Below are 17,295 nucleotides of genomic sequence, written 5' to 3'. Positions count from 1 at the left end.
CTGTCAAAATCATCTGGACCAGAAGGCTCGATGGACGTTTACGACGCGCTCCGCTTTTCCGTTGCGAGAATATCCAACGAATTGTTTTCGGCGGGATCGATCTTTTCGGTCTATTCCCTGGCGACGACGTTTGTCATCGCCGTTTGCGCGTTGGCCTATCAGCGCAAGATCCGCCGAGGACGCGTCAATCTACGCGCCATCGCCCGCGCGATCTTCAGCAGGAAAATCCTGCTCACCGCGTCGTTTGCCGCTGACGTCAAACTCTTCGTGCTGAGCGTCGTTTTCATGCCGGTCGTGGTGGGCGCTCTTGTCATATCCTCGAACGCCGTCGCGACGGTGGTGAGCGCTGCGCTGCACAGTTCATTCGGCGCGACCGCGCCGGTCGCCTGCTGCGATCTGTCGATAAAAGTCTTTTCTACCGTCGTGCTGTTTCTGGCCTATGAGATCGGCTATTGGGTCGATCACTGGCTCAAGCATCGCATCCCGTTCTTGTGGGAGTTTCACAAGGTGCACCACACGGCGGAGGCGCTGACGCCGGTGACGAACTTTCGCAATCATCCGATCGACAACATATTTTTTGGCTACATGCTCGCGATATTCATCGGCTCGGCGGCGGGCGCATTGGCCTGGCTTTTTGGGCGAACCACGGAATCGTTCACGGTGGACGGGAAGAACATTCTCTTCCTTTTCTTCCTTTGGACGATCGGACATCTTCAGCATTCGCAGTTCTGGATTCCCTTTCGGGGACTGCTGGGACACATCGTCCTCAGTCCCGCGCATCACCAGATCCATCACTCGACGCATCCCGAGCATTTTAATCGAAACTTCGGCAGCGTCCTCGCCGTTTGGGATTGGATGTACGGCTCTCTCGAGATGCCTTCAAAAACCAATCCGCGCCTGAAATACGGCGTCGAGGAAGAGGGCGCGGACCCGCATTCGGCGTTCGGATTGTTGGCAACCCCGATTGTGAGAGCGGCCCTCGCGCTCTGGCGCGCGCTCGCCGATGCATGGCGAGCAGGGATCGAGCGAATGGAGCAGCGCCGTCAGAGGCCGAAGAGCACAGGCATATTTTGAGCCGCATTCGCGCTGATTTGCTGCTTGTGCTGGCCGCTCTGATTTGGGGGACGGCCTTCATCGCTTAAAAGAACGCCGGCGCGCTTATGGGGCCGGTCACATTCGTCGGCGTCCGATTTCTCTTGTCGTGCGTCGCGCTCGCGCCGTTGGCGCTCTATGAGCGCCGTCACAGCGGGTTTCGGCTGAACAGAAGCGAATTGCTGCTCGCCGGGCTGATCGGCTTGTGCGTTTTCGTCGCCGCCGCTTTGCAGCAAGTGGGGCTCGCCACGACGACCGCCACCAACGGCGGATTTCTCACCGCGCTCTATGTGATCCTCGTTCCGCTGTTCGTTTTTGTGCAAACTGGCGTCAGACCGCGGCGCGTCGTTCTCGCGGCCGGCTTTGTATCCGTCGCCGGCGCCTGGCTCCTGACGGACGGCGCCCAGTTTGGGAGCTGGACGTCGGGCGACGGCCTGGTGTTGATCGCGGATGTCGCCTGGGCGGCCGGGATCAGTCTTCTGCCAACCTTTCTCGGTCGCGCCGATCGGCCGTATTTTCTGGCCTTCGCGCAATTCGGCGTCGTCGGCGTTCTCGGAATGGTCGCTGGGCTTGGTCTCGAGCCTTTTTCGCAAGCGGGCCTGATCTCGGCGCTGCCGTCGATCCTCTATGCGGGGCTTTGCTCCGGGGGGATCGCGTTCACCCTTCAGCTCGTCGCGCTCAAATATACGCCTGCGGCTGAAGCCGCGCTGATCATGTCATTGGAGAGCGTTTTCGCAGCCCTATCGGCCGTCGTCCTTTTGTCCGAGCGTCTGACGGAGGCCGCGATCCTCGGCGGCGGGCTGATCCTGCTCGGCGTTGTCTTGGTCGAAGCCGGACCGGCGATGCAAAATATTCGGCTGCCGCAATTTTGGGTTTGGTTGACCCAAGCGCCGCAATATCGAAATTGGTTGACGCAAGTCTGGGGCAAGGCGCGCTAGGGTCCAGACTCATTCACAGCCAGAGGGCGATGGCGGCGAGGCGCGCCACCTTCTACATGCTTGCGGCAGCCTGCGTGTTGCTTCAATCGTCGTCGTGAAGCAAGCCGCAGCAGCATGGGAGATTTCAACATGAAACATGTGATGGTCGCGTTGATTCTGTCTTCGGTTCCCGTGACGGCGGCCATGGCCCAGTTTACCGGTCCCTCTGCCGCAACCAGCAGCCGGCCAAGCGCCGTCGCTGCGGTTTCGCGAGCCCGCCCCGGCAGCTATGTCACACTGAAGGGGAACATCGTCTCACATCAACGATCGGACTATTTCCTCTTCCGCGACGCAACGGGAGACATCCGCGTCGAGATCAGCTCGCCTGTCTTCGCCGGTCGAGCGGTCACGCCGGAAACGCGCGTCCGTCTGGTGGGCGAAGTCGATGTCGGCCTCGCGGGCCGCTATGTCTGGATCCAGTCGCTGGAAATCCTGCCCTAGGGCGCACCTCATAACCAATAGCTGACGGTTGCAGCGATGCAAACGGCGGCGAGGAAGTTCGTGGCGTTGCGGTCATAGCGCGTCGCCACGCGTCTGAAGCCCTTCAGGCGGCAGAACATGCGTTCGATCGCGTTGCAATTCCGGTAGAGGAAAGGCGAGAGACAGTTCTTCCATTTGCGATTGGTCTTGGGCGGGATGTTGGGCATGACGCCGCCCTAAGCTCTGCGCCTACTGTGCTGTGGGCGACTTGGCCGCCAGTAAGCATGCAGGCGAGCGGGCGACATTGGGTATCGGTCAGCGCATGGATTTTGGTCGTGCGCCCGCCGCGCGACCGGCCGACGGCCTGATTTTTCTTCTCCCCCCCTTTGCCGCCGCTGGCCGAGCGGTGCGCCTTCACCGGAGTCGATGAGAGCAATTTATGGCTCCGGATCCCAGAGCGCATTCATGAATCATCGATGCAGGAATGCGCCATATTTTTGAATCGACGCATTTTCCATGACGAACCGGCGTCTGGCTTCGGCGGAAAGCTCGAGCAGCGCAAAAAAAGCGGAAGCCGACGCTCGATCAGGTCGAGAACGTCGGCTCCAAAATGATCTGCGCGGTAACCGGCCGATCGCCCGCCAAAAGACAAGGGCCGGGAGCTCGCGCGCCCGGCAAGTCATTCGGCAGGGGTATTTGTTACTGGATCATGCGGGCGGTAGAGCCAACGCCCTCGCCTTGTATGCCGCCGCGGTTGCCCGTGCCGTTGGTTCCTTCGGGAGAAATCCAGTCCGGAACCCAGGTCAGAGCGACGATAACGAACGCGACGAAGGCGGCGATCCAAAGCAGCATCTTGCCGACATCGCCAGAGCTGTGAACGTTAACGGCCATGCGTTTTCCCCCTGTTCTTGATTTTACGTGAATGCTTGCCGCATCGAGGGGGAGCCTAGCGTGTTTCCAGGCGGATGGCAATGCGACTCAAGCGCCGACCGAAAAATCGACATGTTCATTATGATTCAGTGTATTAACATGCGACAACTGGTCGCGGACTTTGCAAAAAATTAAGCCCCCTCGCCTCTCTTCGCGCCGCTTCGGCTAGAGCCCTTGCCCGACGTAGGCGCATACCCTATAAGCGCGCCATTCCACAGGCGAGAGTTACGCGGCGTCTGCCTCAAGACGTCGCTCCGGTGGCCGGCTTCCGGCCTCATCCATCTTTCGCCGAGGCTCAACCGGAGAAACGATAATGGCTCTTCCCGATTTCACCATGCGCAGCCTGCTGGAGGCTGGCGCCCATTTCGGCCATCAGTCGCACCGCTGGAACCCGAAGATGGCGCCATTTATTTTCGGCGCCCGCAATAACATCCACATCATCGATCTCGCGCAGACGGTGCCGCTGCTGCATCAGGCGCTGAAGACGGTTTCTGACACCGTCGCCAAGGGCGGCCGGGTGCTGTTCGTCGGCACCAAGCGCCAGGCGCAGGAGCAGATCGCCGAGGCCGCCAAGCGTAGCGCGCAATATTACATCAACTCCCGCTGGCTGGGCGGCACACTGACCAATTGGAAGACGATTTCCGGTTCGATCAACCGCCTGCGCAAACTCGACGAGCAGCTTTCGGCTGGCGCTTCGGGCATCACCAAGAAGGAACGGCTGCTGCTGACCCGCGAGCGCGACAAGCTCGAAAAGGCGCTCGGCGGCATCAAGGATATGGGCGGCACCCCGGACCTGATCTTCGTGGTCGACACGAATAAGGAGCAGCTCGCGATCAAGGAGGCGAACCGCCTCAAGATTCCCGTGGTCGCGGTGCTCGACACCAATTGCGATCCGGACGGCGTCACCCATCCGATCCCGGGCAATGACGACGCCGGCCGCGCCATCGCGCTCTATTGCGATCTCGTCGCGCGCGCCGCGATCGACGGCATTTCGCGCAGCCACGGCGCGATGGGAGTCGACCTTGGCGCCGAGGAGGCTCCTGCGCTCGAGCCGGCTCTCGAGGCCGGCCCGGTAATCCGCGAAGACTTGCGTACGGCCGAGGAAATCGCCGCTGAGGCCGCCGGCGCCGATGCGGAGACGCCTGTCGAAGCCTTCGAACTGCTTTCCGCGCCGCGCGGCGCGCCGGACGATCTCGCCAAGCTGCACGGCGTCGGTCCGCAGCTTGTCAAGAAACTGAACGACGCCGGCGTCTATCACTATTGGCAGCTCGCCGCGATGACGCCGGCGAATGTGGAAAAGCTCGACGCCGAATTGAAGCTGAACGGCCGCATCGCGCGCGACGGCTGGGTCGATCAGGCGAAGGCGCTGCTCGCCGCATAATTTGGTTCGTCAAGTCCAATGCTTAAGAGGCGCGCGCCGGTCCAATGGGCCGGCGTCGTCGCATGACTCCTCGAGAAGGAATTTCGACCATGGCTACGATCACCGCCGCCCTTGTCAAGGAACTGCGCGAGAGCACCGGCGCGGGCATGATGGATTGCAAGTCGGCGCTCACCCAGACCGAGGGCGATTTCGAAGCGGCGGTCGACTGGCTGCGCAAGAAGGGCCTCTCCAAGGCCGCGAAGAAGGCCGATCGTGTCGCCGCCGAGGGGCTTGTCGCGGCGCTGACGGGAGATAAGCAGGGCGTTGTCGTCGAGGTGAATTCAGAGACGGACTTCGTCGCCCGCAACGCCGACTTCCAGACGCTGGTGAAGAACATCGCCGAAGTCGCGCTGAAAAGCGGCAAGACCGACGTCGAGGCGCTCGGCGCGCAAGCCTATCCCGGCGGCGGCACGGTGAGCGAAGCGGTCACCAACGCGATTGCGAGCATCGGCGAGAACCTGACGTTGCGCCGCGCTGCGGCGGTCAGCGTCGCTGAAGGCGTCGTCGGCCGCTATGTCCATGCGCAGGTGGTCGACGGCGAGGGCAAGATCGCGGTGATCGTCGCGCTCGAATCGACAGGCGACAAGGAGGTGCTGGCGACGCTCGCGCGCCAGCTCGCGATGCATGTCGCCTCGGCCAATCCGCTGGCGCTCGACGCCTCCGGCCTCGATCCGGCGACGGTCGAGCGCGAGAAGAGGCTGCTTGCCGAGAAGAACGCCGGCAAGCCGGAGAACGTGCTGCAGAAGATCATCGACTCGGGGTTGAAGACCTACGCCAAGGAGGTCTGCATGCTCGATCAGGTCTCGAACCATCCGGACCACAACAACAAAACCGTCGCGCAGGCGGTCAAGGAGATCGAAGGCAAGGCCGGCGCCCCGATCGCCATCAAGGGCTTCGAGCGCTACGCGCTCGGCGAAGGCATCGAGAAGCAGACGAGCGACTTCGCCGCCGAAGTGGCGGCGGCTGCGAAGGGGTGAGTCATTCCCTCCGCTTGTGGTGAAAAGGTTAGTGAGGGCCGGGGCGTTTACCCCGGCCTTTTTTTGTTTCCGCGAAACCTCTCCGCGTCATGCCCGGCCTTGTGCCGGGCATCCACGCCGGGTCTACGCAACGGCGCCGCGTGGATGGCCGGGACAAGCCCGGCCATGACGGCTGAAACTTCCGGCCGTTATTCCCTCTGCAACGCCGCGACCTTCGCCTCATCCTCCTTCGGGCCACGTGCGTGAAGAGGATGCAACAGCTGTTGGCGATGCTTTTGGTTGTCGCGCGCCCGCGAAACAATCGCGGGCGCGCGGCGTTTAGCTCCTGACATTGATCTTCGCCTGCATGGCGAAGATCGAGCAGAGGGAGCATCAGATGCGCGCCAAGAAAACCGCCGCAGACCAAACGATTCGCGGACCGCGCGCACAAAGCGCGATCGAAACCGCCACCTCCGTGTTCGGCTTTGACGATGCGCCGTCCGCGCGGGAACTGCGCGACCCTCGCGATCTCTATCCAAAACCTCCCTTTGAGAAACAGACGCAGCCGTGGCCGGGGCTGGCTGGGAGCATGACGCCGCGCCCGGATCATGGCGAGCAAAGCTATCGCGGCTCCGGCCGTTTGCTTGGCCGCAAGGCGCTGATCACCGGCGGCGACAGCGGCATCGGCCGCGCTGCGGCGATCGCCTTCGCGCGCGAGGGCGCCGACGTTGCGATCAATTATCTGCCAGAAGAGGAAGTGGACGCGCAGGAGGTCATGGACCTGATGGGCGAAGCCGACGTCAATGCGGTTGCGCTTCCCGGCGGTATTCGCGACGAAGGATTTTGCCGCAAGCTTGTCGACGACGCGGCGCAAGATCTCGGCGGTTTGGACATTCTCGTCAACAACGCCGCGCGTCAGCATGCGCGCAAATCGATCCTCGACATCACGACCGAAGATCTCGACTGGACGTTCCGCACCAATCTCTACGCGCTGTTCTGGATCACGAAAGCTGCGCTGCCGCATCTGCAGCCGGGCTCCGCGATCATCAACACAAGTTCGATCGTCGCTTTCGATCCCTCTCAGCATCTTTTGGACTATTCGGCGACCAAGGCAGCCATTCTCAATTTCAGCCGATGTCTGGCGAAGCAGCTTGCCGAGAAAGGCATAAGGGTCAACGCCGTCGCGCCCGGCCCGTTCTGGACGGCGTTGCAGCCAAGCGGCGGACAGTTTCCCGATCACCTCGCCGAATTTGGCGCCGACACGCCGCTCGGCCGCCCGGGACAGCCGGCGGAAATCGCGCCGCTTTACGTTCTGCTCGCCTCAAGCGAAGCCAGCTTCACGACGGGCCAGGTGTTCGGCGCGACGGGCGGAGAGGTGGGCCCGTGACAAACCAGCTCTTGATGGCTCAGTAGCAGGTCGACGCATTTCTGCATTGGCGGCTCGCGCCGGCTCGGCGGCGGCCGCCTTCAAAGCGGGGGTCGCCCCTCACTTGCCGGCGTCGCGCGGCCTCCGTATGAAGATGCGCCCCGCCTCAGCCAGCGAGATACGCCTCATGTCCGACCCAACGTCGACGCGAAGATGGAAGCGCGTGATCGTCAAGCTGTCGGGCGAGGCGCTGCAGGGCGGCGCCCCGCATGGGCTCGACGCCGTCACGCTCGCCCGCATCGCCGCCGATCTCGCGACCGCCGCGGCGGCGGGGCATGAGATCGCCGTCGTCGTCGGCGGCGGCAATTTCTTTCGCGGCATCAAGGGCGCCGACACCGGCATCGAGCGCGCCCGGGCCGATTCGATCGGCATGCTGGCCACCGTGATGAACGGGTTGGCGCTCGAGCAGGCGGTCGAAGGGCAGGGCCGTCAAGCCCGCTGCCTCTCCGCCGTGACGATGCCGTCGGTCTGCGAATCCTTCTCGCGCCGCGCCGCGCTGCATCATCTCGCCAAGGGCCGCGTCGTCATCGCGGCGGGCGGCACCGGCAATCCGTTCTTCACCACCGACACCGGGGCGGTGCTTCGCGCCGCCGAACTCTCCGCCGACGCCGTGCTCAAGGCCACTCAGGTCGACGGGGTCTACACCGCCGACCCCAAGCGCGATCCGAGCGCACAGCGGTATGACCGCTTGAGCCATGACGAGGCGATCGGCAAAAATCTGGCAGTGATGGATACGGCGGCCTTCGCGCTCGCGCGCGAGAACAGAATTCCGATTCTCGTCTTTTCGATCGCCGAGGCCGGAGCGATCGACGCAGCGCTGTCCGGCAGGGGTCGCGCCACGCTCGTCGCGCCGTGAGACACTTTCGCACGTGAGCGGAAATCGTGCCATAAATCGTCGCGCCGCAGAGCCCGACTGGCGAAGCCGGCGGCGTGCGCGGCTTTCGCCACGCCAAATTCGAAAGCATCAGAGCCGCGCCGCGGTGACGGCGGCGGCTATTATCAAGACAGGTTATGCAAAATGGCGGAAACTTTTGACCTCGCGGAATTGAAGCGCCGCATGCAGGGCGCGCTCGCGACGCTCAAGCACGAATTCGGCGGACTGCGCACCGGACGCGCGTCGGCGAGCCTGCTCGATCCGGTTCATGTCGACGCTTACGGGCAGGTTTCGCCGCTCAATCAGGTGGCCACCGTCAGCGTGCCCGAGCCGCGCCTCCTTTCAGTGCAGGTTTGGGATAAGGCCTTGGTCATCGCCGTCGACAAGGCGATTCGCGAGGCGAACCTGGGTCTTCAGCCCACGGTGGAAGGGCAGATTCTGCGCATACGCATGCCGGAGCTGAACGAGCAGCGTCGCAAGGAACTCGTCAAAGTGGCGCATAAATACGCCGAGGAGGCGCGGGTCGCCGTGCGCCACGTGCGCCGCGACGGCCTCGACATTCTCAAGAAGTTGCTCAAGGATCACGCGATTCCCGAGGACGATGAGAAGCGCCACGAACAAGACGTACAGAAGGCCACGGATGAGACGGTGAAGGAGATCGACGCCGCGCTCGCCGCCAAGGAAAAGGAAATCATGCAGGTCTAGGACGCTGCAGGCCGTCGCGCGCAGGCGGCCGTTTGGAACCCGAGTATGACTGAAAGCGACATTCTGGAGGCGGAAACGAACGCGCAGCGCGGGTGCGCGGCGCCGCGTCATGTCGCGCTGATCATGGACGGCAATGGCCGCTGGGCGGCGCAACGGGGGTTGCCGCGATTCGAAGGGCATCGACGCGGCGTCGAGGCTTTGCGCCGCGCGGTGCGGGCGGCGATCAAGCTCAAAATCGGTTATCTGACGGTCTATTCGTTTTCGGCGGAAAACTGGTCGCGCCCGCGCGAGGAAGTGGAAAGCCTGCTGACGCTGCTGCATCGCTTCATCCGCAACGATCTTGCCGAATTGCACGCCAGCAATGTCCGCGTGCGCGTCATCGGCGCGCGCGCCGATCTCGCGCCAGACATTTCCGATCTGCTGCGCGAGGCCGAGCAGGTGACACAGGCGAACACCGGGCTCACTCTGGTGGTCGCTTTCAATTACGGCTCGCGGCAGGAAATCGCGGCGGCCGCGCGCGCGCTGGCCGAAATGGTGGCGCAAGGACGGCTCGCGCCCGAGGAGATCGACGCCGAAGCAATCGCGCGGCGGCTCGACACCGCCGACATTCCCGATCCGGACTTGATCATCCGCACCTCGGGCGAACAGCGGCTATCAAACTTCCTGCTATGGCAGGCCGCCTACAGCGAATTCGTCTTCCTGCCGATTCTCTGGCCGGATTTCGACGAAGCGGCGCTCTCGGCGGCGATCGCCGAATACGCCCATCGGGATCGCCGGTTTGGCGGGCTTGAGGCGGCGGCGCGCAGCGCCAAGACCGCTTCATGACCGCGGATCGCAGGGAGCGCGCCGGCAGCCATGCCAAGGCGTCGCTGCTTCGCGCGCCGGCGGGCGGCTTTGCCGATCTCGGACCGCGCGTGGCGTCAGCCGTGGCGATGGTCGTCGCGGCGCTTGGAACGCTCTATGTCGGCGGCGACGCCTTCGCCCTGTTCTGGCTTGCCGCCTCTTTCGCCGTCAGCTGGGAATGGCAAAACCTCATCGGCGGCGAGGGCCGCGCCGCTCGAATGGCGGTCGGCGGCGTGGCGGTCGCGGCCGCCGCGGCCTTTGGGCGCGTCGCCATGCCGGGCGCCGCGGCTCTGGCGATCGCGCTCCTCGCCCTTGCGAGTGCAGCCCTCGCAGGCGCCGACAGGCGGCTTTGGGCGGCGACGGGCGTCGTCTACGCCAGCGCGCCCGCCTTCGCCGTTTGCCTGTTGCGCGAATCGCCCGAGGTCGGCGCGCTCGCCATCGCCTTCCTGTTCGCCACCGTCTGGGGCACCGATATTTTTGCCTATTTCGGCGGCAGGCTGATCGGTGGACCAAAGCTCTGGCCCCGCGTATCGGCGGGAAAGACCTGGTCCGGCACGATCACGGGCGTGGTTTCCGGCGCTTTGCTTGGCCTTGGCGCCGCCTATTTCGGCGGTGGTCCGCAATTTGCGAACTGGCAAGTCTTCTTGCTGGGCCTCGCCGCCTCCGCCTTTTCGCAAGTCGGCGATCTGTTCGAATCCTCGGTCAAGCGCCGCTTCGGCGTCAAGGACTCGAGCCGGCTCATCCCGGGCCATGGCGGGGTTATGGATCGGCTCGACGGCTTCATCTTCGCCAGCGCTTTCGCAGCGGCGGTGGGCTTGCTGCGGGGCGGGCCGTCGGTGGCCGCGGGTCTCTTCTTCTGGTAAGGCGGAGCGGATGGCTTCAGGAAATGGACAGATTCAGGCTCGCGACGCGGCCAAGCCGCGGATGCGCGCGCCGCGTCGCATCGTTCTGTTGGGCGCGACAGGTTCGATCGGCCGTTCGACGGTTGATCTGCTTGAGCGCGATCCGGAAGGGTTTTCGGTTTCGGCTGTGGCGGGCGGACGCGACGTCGAGGCGCTCGCGCGCGTCGCCCGCGCGGTCAAGGCCGAATTCGCCGCGATCCGCGACGAGAGCGCCTATGGCGCGCTCAAGGCGGCGCTCGCCGGGACCAACATCCAAGTCGCCGCCGGACGCGAGGCGGTCATCGAGGCGGCGCTGCGCGACGCCGATCTCGTCGTCTCCGCCATCGTCGGCGCGGCCGGCGTAGAGCCGACCTACGCCGCGCTCGCCGCGGGCCGCGACGTGGCGCTCGCCAACAAGGAATGCCTGGTCTGCGCCGGCGTGCCCTTCATGCGCGCCGTCGCCGCGGCGGGGGTTCGGCTGCTCCCCATGGACAGCGAGCACAACGCCATTTTCCAGGCGCTCGGCGGCGAGGATCGCTCCCGCATCGAGCGCATGATCGTCACCGCCTCCGGCGGCCCGTTCCGCACCTGGAGCAAGGAGCGCATCTCGCAGGCGAGCGTCGAAGAGGCTCTCAATCACCCGAATTGGGCGATGGGCCCGAAAATCACCGTCGATTCCGCCGGCATGATGAACAAGGGGCTCGAATTGATCGAAGCCCATCATCTGTTTGGCGTGCCGGCCGAAAAGCTCGACGTCGTCGTTCATCCGCAGTCGATCGTGCATGGCCTCGTCGCCTTTTCCGACGGCTCGGTGACGGCGGGGATGGCCGTGCCCGACATGCGCACGCCGATCGCCCATTGTCTCGGCTACCCCGACCGGCTGACGACCCCGACGCCGCGCCTGGATCTGGCGAAAATCGCCACTCTGACCTTTGAAGCGCCTGATTTCGATCGCTTTCCGGCGCTCGGACTGGCGCTCGACGCCTTGCGCGCCGGCGGCGGTCTGCCGACCGTGCTTAACGCCGCCAATGAAATCGCCGTGGAGGCTTTCCTTGACCGGCGCATTTCCTTCGATGGGATCGCTCGCCACGTGGCCGAAGCCTGCGAGGCGGCCCTGCGCGATGGAACCGCAAATGCCCCCGAAAGCGTTGAGGACGCCCTCGCCGTGGACCATATTGTCAGAGAGAGATCGCGATCGGCCTTGGCCGGACATGCCACATCGGGCATGCTGACGATTCAATGATCATGGCGTGCGCCGCCGGCGAGCTTGGCGCAAGCGAGAACGGTGAGACAGCGCTTTGCTAGACCTTCTGACGACCTTCGCCTTCTACCTTATTCCGTTTGTGCTCGTCCTCACGTTGGTCGTGTTCGTGCACGAGTTCGGGCACTTTATCGTCGGCCGCTGGTGCGGCGTGAGAGTCGACGCCTTCTCAATCGGTTTCGGGCCAGAGCTTTGGTCCCGGGTAGACCGTCTTGGCACGCGCTGGCGCATCGCGGGCATTCCGCTCGGCGGCTATGTCACCTTCCATGGCGACGCCAACGCCGCGAGCGCGCCGGACCCTGACGCCGTGCGCGCGATGCCGGAGGCCGAGCGCAAAGTCACCTTCGCCGCGCAGTCGGTCTGGAAGCGCGCCGCCATCGTCTTCGCGGGGCCGTTTGCGAATTTTGTTCTGGCGATCGCGATTTTCGCCATTCTCTTCGGCGTTTACGGACGCACGGTGTATGCGCCGCGCGTTGGTTCGCTGACCCAAGGAGGCGCCGGGGCCGCGGCGGGCTTCATGCCCGGCGATCTCGTGCTCAGCGTCGATGGCGCGCCGATCGATTCGTTTTCGAAGCTGCAGGAAATCGTTTCGGGTTCGGCCGACAAGCGGCTCGTCTTCGTCATCCAACGCGGCGATCAGGAGCTGACGCTTCCCGCCGTTCCCGCGCTGCGGGAAGTCGAAAGCGCGATCGGCAAGGTTCGCATCGGCATGCTCGGCATACAGGCTTCGAAGGCCGACGCCGACATCCGCCGGGAGCGTTACGGACCCGTCGAAGCGCTGGCCATGGGCGTGCAGGAAACCTGGACGGTGGTGCGCCGGACGGGAAGTTACATCGGCGGACTCGTCACCGGTCGGGAAAGCGCCGATCAGCTTTCCGGGCCGATTGGCATCGCGCAAGTCTCGGGGCAGATGGCGCAGGCGGCCTCCAAGGTCGGCATGGCGCCGCTGCTGAGCCTCGTCGCGATTCTTTCAGTCTCGATTGGCCTGCTCAATCTTATGCCTGTGCCGCTGCTTGACGGCGGACATTTGCTGTTCTTTGCGATCGAGGCGGCGCGCGGCCGCGCGCTCAACGAGCGCGCGCAGGAAATGGCGTTTCGTGTGGGTCTCGCGATGGTTGGCGCGCTGATGATCTTTTCGACATACAACGACATCGCGCGTCTGATTCACAAGCTCGCCGGTTCCGGCTCCTGACGGGCAAGCGCTTGCCGCTGATGCGTCGTCTCAACGCCGCGGAAGCGCGCGACTTGAGACTCAATTTCGACATGATCGCGTTTACGCCGCCAGCCTTAACCATGTGCTGACCATGAATCGTGGCTTTAACGTCACGCCTTCGACAAATTGCCGAAACAAGATTTATTCTGCATTTGCAGGGTTGGGTAAACCTTGTAGAAGGAATCGCTCAACGTCGGCGAAGCGCCCATCGTCGACGCTCATACATGAAGTTCGCGCCGCGGCCCGGGCGGCGACGTTGCGACGAGGACCTGCATTACATGCGCTCAATCAGCGGCATTTGGAAATCTTCGTTCCTGTTCGCGGTCGTCGCCGCCGCCATATTGGCCTTTAGCGTTCCGGCTTTCGCCGCGCCGGACATCAATCGCATCGCATTTGAGGGCAACAGCAAGGTCAAGACCGATACCTTGCAGGAGCAGGTGCGCTCGCGCGCCCGTACGCCGTTCAATCCGCAGCTCGCCGAGACCGACGTCGCGCGATTGATGGAAGTCTATCGCAGGTCAGGCCGCGCCGCGGCGAAGGTGAGCTATCGCACGGTCGATCTGCCGAACGGACGGGTTGACCTGGTTTTCACCGTTGTCGAAGGTGACAAGACCGGCGTTAAGGAAATCCGGTTCATCGGCAATGAAGTCTATTCGACACGTCGTCTCGTCGGGATGATGGAGACGACGGAGATGAACTTTCTGTCGTTCCTTAAGACGAGCGACGTTTACGATCCGGATCGAATCGCTGCGGACTTGGAACTCATTCGCCGGTTCTATCTCAAGAACGGTTACGCCGATTTCCGCGTGATCAGCTCCGACGTCCAGTTCGATCCGACGGGGGGCGGCTACATCATCACCATTACCGTTAACGAAGGGCCGCAGTATCGCGTGTCCTCGGTGAGCGTCGAGTCGCATCTGCCCGACGTGGACGGGGCGGCGTTGAACGATTTGTTGCGCCTTGCGCCGGGCGACATTTACAACGGCGACGCAGTCGAGAAGACCGTCGAAGCCTTGACGCGCGAAATCGCCAAGAAGGGCTACGCCTTCACCCAGGCGCGTCCGCGCGGAACGCGCAATCCGGCGGATCAAACGGTTGCGATTCAGTTCCTGCTCGAGGAAGGGCCGCGCGTTTACATCGAGCGCATCAACATCCGCGGCAACACGCGCACGCGCGATTATGTCATTCGACGCGAATTCGATATCGGTGAAGGCGACGCGTACAACCGCGTGCTGATCGATCGCGCCGAGCGCCGTCTGAACGGACTGGGCTATTTCAAGAAGGTGAGGGTCACCAATGAGCCGGGCTCCGCGCCCGATCGCGTGATCCTGAACGTTGACGTTGAAGATCAGCCGACCGGCAACTTTGGCGTCTCTGGCGGCTATTCGACGAACCAGGGCTTTGTCTCTGAAGTGTCGGTGTCGGAAAGCAACTTTATGGGGCGCGGCCAGGCGGTGCGCCTTTCGGTGCAGGCGGGCCAGATCGCCCGCGGCGTGACGTTCAGCTTCACCGAACCCTATTTCCTGGACCAGCGCATCGCCGCAGGGTTTGACGTCTTCGCGCGTCGGCAGGACGCCTATAACTACTCGATCTACAGCTCGACCTCGATCGGCGGCACGGTGCGCCTCGGCATACCGATCACCGACGAGCTCAGCTTCTCGCCGCACTATTCGGTCTATCAGACGACCATTTCGATCCCGAACGACAAGAATCGCCCCTACAACGACTGTTTGGTGCCGGTTCTGGGCTACACGCCTGGGTTCAGCCCGTTCTACCCGGAGCCGAGCCTCTTCCTAAACTGTCAGTCGAATGGCGAAGCCTCGCTCGGGATCAAAGGATCACAGGGGACGCTGGTCACATCGCTTGTCGGCTATGCGCTGAACTACAGCACGATCGACAACTTCAAGAATCCCCACAACGGCTGGCTGGCGACGCTCAATCAGGACGCGGCCGGTCTCGGCGGCGGCGCGCGATATATTCGCACGAGCGGCGACATCCGTTACTTCCGCGAGATGCCCTATCTCGACGACGTGGTCGGCATCGCCCGTCTGCAGGGCGGCGATCTGTCGACCTTCGGGAGCTACAAGGCGCGCATTCAGGACAATTTCAATCTCGGCCCGAGCCTGGTTCGCGGCTTCGCGCCCGGCGGCATCGGTCCGCGCGATTCGAATATCTTGACGAGCTTCAGCAACAACCGAGGCAATTCTCTCGGCGGCTCAAACTATATCGGCGGTTCGCTCGAAGTTCAGTTCCCGATCTGGGGCCTGCCAAAGGATTTGGGATTGAGGGGGGCGCTCTTCGCCGACGCGGGTTCGCTGTGGAATTTCCGTGGCCAGACGAATTACGCCAACAATTTGCCCACGATACCGATCTATATGCCGGGTCAGCTTGGCACATGTATCGCCGCCTACACTGCGATGGCCGCCTTCGGTCAAGGCAGCTGCCTGACGCCGATCTCGAACAAGTTCGGCCTGCGTTCTTCGGTCGGCGCCTCGGTGCTGTGGAATTCGCCGATGGGGCCAATCCGCTTCGACTATGCGGTCGTGACCTCGAAAGTCTATGGCGACATCACCCAGAACTTCCGCTTCAGCGGCGGCACCAACTTCTGATGATCGGCGAAGGTCGCCGGGCGAACCGCGCCCGGCGAACGGCTGAGTCCCTGGCGAGCGCTTCGGCTGGGGACATCGCACTGTGAGCGCGCCGGCCTTCTTTCCTCTAGCGCGTCCGGCGCCCTTGAGCGAAATCGCGAGAATCGCCCGCGCCGAAATCCGCGACGGTTCTGGTCGGGAGTCCGTTTCCGGCGACCTTGCGTCCGCCCTCATCATTGGCGTGGCGCCGCTCGACTGGAGCCGGCCGGGCGATCTGTGCTTCTACGACAATCCGCGCTATCGCAAGGCGCTCTCCGCGTGCCGCGCGACCGCGTGCTTCCTGCGCGAGCGCGACCTCGCCCGGCTTCCAGCGTCCGTCGCCGCGCTCGTCGTCGACGATCCTCAGCACGCCATGACGCTGGCGACGGCGCATCTTTTTCCCGAGGCGCTCCGGCCCGCATCGCTCTTCCAATCGAGCGGCGTTTCTCCCGGCGCCGTGGTCGATCCGCGGGCTCGGCTGGAGCCCGGCGTCATCGTCGATCCCGGCGCGGTGATCGGGCCTGGCGCCGAGATCGGCGCCGGAACGATCATCGGCCCGCAGGCGGTCATCGGCCCCAATGTGCGCGTCGGGCGCGACTGTTCAATCGGCGCGCATGCGAGCCTCACTCATGCGCTGATCGGCGACCGTGTCGTGATTCATCCGGGGGCGCGGCTGGGACAGGACGGTTTCGGCTTCGTCCCGACGCGGCAGGGCTATCTGAAGACTCCGCAAATCGGTCGCGTGATCGTGCAGGACGATGTCGAGATCGGCGCCAATGCGACGATTGATCGCGGCGCCTCGCGCGATACGATCATCGGCGAAGGGACAAAGATCGACAATCTCGTGCAGATTGGCCACAACGTGGTGATCGGCCGGTTTTGCGCCATCGTCGCCCAGTCAGGAATCGCCGGCTCCTGCGAGATTGGCGATTTCGTCGCGCTTGGCGGGCAGTCGGCCGTCGCTGGCCACCTTACGATCGGCGAAGGCGCTGCAGTCGCAGCCAAATCCGGGGTGATGCGCGACGTGCCGGCCGGACAAAGGGTCGGCGGCGCGCCGGCGCGCCCGTTGCGGCGGTTCCTGCGCGGCGCGGCGCTGCTCGACCGACTCGCGCGCAAGGACAAGCCGACGTAAGACACGCCGAGCAAAAACGAGCATGGCGCTAGCCCTGCTTCGAAAGGAGGAAACCATGGTCGAGGCCGCGGCCGGCGCGACTCTCGAAAGCGCCGACATTTTGCAGATCATGAGTCAGTTGCCGCATCGCTATCCGTTCCTGCTCGTCGATCGCATCTTCGACATCCGCGGCGATGAATCCTGCGTCGGCGTGAAGAACGTCACCGTCAATGAACCGCAGTTTCAGGGGCACTTTCCCGAGCGGCCGATCATGCCCGGCGTTCTACTCATCGAGGCGATGGCGCAGACCGCCGGCGTGATCGCCATCCGCGCGACGAAGGGCGTGGACCGGTCGCGTCTCGTCTATTTCGTCACGATCGACAATGCGAAGTTTCGCAAGCCCGTGACGCCCGGCGACCGCGTCGAATTCCACATGACGAAGACAGCGCAGAAGCGCAACATCTGGTGGTATGCGGGGAGGGCGATGGTCGACGGCGCGCTGGTCTGCGAGGCGCAGATCAGCGTCATGATGGGCGCGTAGGATCGCCGCGCCGGATGC

The 17,295-nt window shown here is 63.8% G+C and carries 16 protein-coding genes and 1 pseudogene; 15 read left to right on the top strand and 2 right to left on the bottom strand.

The features are described from left to right. The first annotated feature begins 30 nt into the window (after positions 1–30). The 3 genes from QZ964_RS02350 (at position 31) to QZ964_RS02340 (ending at position 2,510) form a co-directional block, all read left to right on the top strand. Positions 31–1,074 carry a sterol desaturase family protein gene (locus QZ964_RS02350; protein ID WP_292528447.1) on the top strand — a complete coding sequence of 348 codons (1,044 nt, stop codon included), beginning with the start codon at positions 31–33 and terminating at the stop codon, positions 1,072–1,074. 86 nt (positions 1,075–1,160) lie between these two features. Beyond that, complete coding sequence (locus tag QZ964_RS02345) at positions 1,161–2,030, top strand: DMT family transporter (RefSeq protein ID WP_292528445.1); 870 nt, start codon at positions 1,161–1,163, stop codon at positions 2,028–2,030. A 141-nt stretch (positions 2,031–2,171) separates the two neighbouring features. Then, entirely contained in the window at positions 2,172–2,510 is a 339-nt protein-coding gene (locus tag QZ964_RS02340) for a NirD/YgiW/YdeI family stress tolerance protein (protein ID WP_292528444.1), read from the top strand. Positions 2,511–2,518: 8 nt separating this feature from the next. Here QZ964_RS02340 and QZ964_RS02335 read toward each other — a convergent pair. Together QZ964_RS02335 and QZ964_RS02330 are read right to left on the bottom strand one after the other, a co-directional pair. Beyond that, positions 2,519–2,925 (bottom strand): annotated as a pseudogene (locus QZ964_RS02335) (transposase); the annotation flags it as partial. 263 nt (positions 2,926–3,188) lie between these two features. Next, a complete protein-coding gene (locus QZ964_RS02330; protein ID WP_292528442.1) occupies positions 3,189–3,380 on the bottom strand; it encodes a hypothetical protein in 192 nt (63 codons plus the stop codon). Between the two features lie 352 nt (positions 3,381–3,732). Here QZ964_RS02330 and QZ964_RS02325 point away from each other — a divergent pair, with 352 nt between their 5' ends. The 12 genes from QZ964_RS02325 to fabZ all read left to right on the top strand — a co-directional run bounded on the left by QZ964_RS02325 (position 3,733) and on the right by fabZ (position 17,277). Continuing rightward, positions 3,733–4,800, top strand: coding sequence for a 30S ribosomal protein S2 (locus tag QZ964_RS02325; RefSeq protein WP_292528441.1), 1,068 nt, complete (start codon positions 3,733–3,735; stop codon positions 4,798–4,800). Positions 4,801–4,889: 89 nt separating this feature from the next. Further along, positions 4,890–5,816 carry a translation elongation factor Ts gene (tsf, locus tag QZ964_RS02320; RefSeq protein ID WP_292528439.1) on the top strand — a complete coding sequence of 309 codons (927 nt, stop codon included), beginning with the start codon at positions 4,890–4,892 and terminating at the stop codon, positions 5,814–5,816. A gap of 376 nt (positions 5,817–6,192) precedes the next feature. Continuing rightward, positions 6,193–7,182: an SDR family oxidoreductase gene (locus tag QZ964_RS02315; RefSeq protein ID WP_292528437.1), complete on the top strand. Its 990-nt coding sequence runs from the start codon at positions 6,193–6,195 to the stop codon at positions 7,180–7,182. Between the two features lie 166 nt (positions 7,183–7,348). Continuing rightward, the gene (pyrH, locus tag QZ964_RS02310; RefSeq protein ID WP_292528435.1) at positions 7,349–8,077 is read left to right on the top strand and encodes a UMP kinase; all 729 of its coding nucleotides are present in this window, start codon (positions 7,349–7,351) and stop codon (positions 8,075–8,077) included. Positions 8,078–8,239: 162 nt separating this feature from the next. Then, positions 8,240–8,800, top strand: a complete 561-nt coding sequence (gene frr, locus QZ964_RS02305; RefSeq protein ID WP_292528433.1) for a ribosome recycling factor — start codon at positions 8,240–8,242, stop codon at positions 8,798–8,800. A 45-nt stretch (positions 8,801–8,845) separates the two neighbouring features. Then, positions 8,846–9,625, top strand: coding sequence for an isoprenyl transferase (locus QZ964_RS02300; RefSeq protein WP_292528431.1), 780 nt, complete (start codon positions 8,846–8,848; stop codon positions 9,623–9,625). Beyond that, a complete protein-coding gene (locus QZ964_RS02295) occupies positions 9,622–10,506 on the top strand; it encodes a phosphatidate cytidylyltransferase (RefSeq protein WP_292528430.1) in 885 nt (294 codons plus the stop codon). Before QZ964_RS02300 ends, QZ964_RS02295 begins: the two co-directional genes overlap by 4 nt. 10 nt (positions 10,507–10,516) lie before the next feature. Then, positions 10,517–11,767 carry a 1-deoxy-D-xylulose-5-phosphate reductoisomerase gene (gene dxr, locus QZ964_RS02290; RefSeq protein ID WP_292528428.1) on the top strand — a complete coding sequence of 417 codons (1,251 nt, stop codon included), beginning with the start codon at positions 10,517–10,519 and terminating at the stop codon, positions 11,765–11,767. Positions 11,768–11,822: 55 nt separating this feature from the next. Further along, positions 11,823–12,977 (top strand): RIP metalloprotease, encoded by a 1,155-nt coding sequence (locus QZ964_RS02285; RefSeq protein ID WP_292528427.1) that lies wholly within the window; start codon positions 11,823–11,825, stop codon positions 12,975–12,977. A 299-nt stretch (positions 12,978–13,276) separates the two neighbouring features. Next, entirely contained in the window at positions 13,277–15,607 is a 2,331-nt protein-coding gene (gene bamA / locus QZ964_RS02280; protein ID WP_292528426.1) for an outer membrane protein assembly factor BamA, read from the top strand. A gap of 82 nt (positions 15,608–15,689) precedes the next feature. Further along, entirely contained in the window at positions 15,690–16,757 is a 1,068-nt protein-coding gene (lpxD, locus tag QZ964_RS02275; RefSeq protein WP_292528424.1) for a UDP-3-O-(3-hydroxymyristoyl)glucosamine N-acyltransferase, read from the top strand. 55 nt (positions 16,758–16,812) lie between these two features. After that, on the top strand, positions 16,813–17,277 hold the full coding sequence (gene fabZ, locus QZ964_RS02270; RefSeq protein WP_292528422.1) for a 3-hydroxyacyl-ACP dehydratase FabZ: 465 nt from the start codon (positions 16,813–16,815) through the stop codon (positions 17,275–17,277). The last annotated feature ends 18 nt before the right edge of the window (positions 17,278–17,295 follow it).

It is taken from the genome of Methylocystis sp. (assembly GCF_021731785.1).
Taxonomy (GTDB): Bacteria; Pseudomonadota; Alphaproteobacteria; order Rhizobiales; family Beijerinckiaceae; genus Methylocystis.
Note: the sequence above shows the minus strand (reverse complement) of the source record. Positions and strands in the feature narration are given on the sequence as shown.